General features: G+C 43.0%; 1 pseudogene. It reads left to right on the forward strand.

Going from position 1 to position 286, the window contains the following annotated elements:
• A pseudogene (locus IAE30_RS30485) lies at positions 1–286 on the forward strand (cytosine permease); the annotation flags it as partial.

Below are 286 nucleotides of genomic sequence, written 5' to 3' on the forward strand. Positions count from 1 at the left end.
GGTCAATATTATCTGCCACAACTCAATGAATTTGTATGGTGCGGTATTATCGCTGATTACGGCAGTACAAACATTCCGTCCGCACTGGACGCCAGGTGCCGCAGTGCGTTTAGTGGTGTCATCATTGGTACTAGTGGGAAGCGTGCTAGTCGCCCTGGCAGCATCACAGAACTTTGTTTCGTTCTTTATTAACTTAATTCTGGCATTGATTGCGGTGTTGATTCCGTGGATTGTGATTAATCTACTGGATTTTTATTATGTGAATAAGCAAAAGTATGACGTTGAA

Origin of the sequence: Pantoea sp. S61 (assembly GCF_016625145.1) — a bacterium.
Taxonomy (GTDB): Bacteria; Pseudomonadota; Gammaproteobacteria; order Enterobacterales; family Enterobacteriaceae; genus Pantoea; species Pantoea rwandensis_B.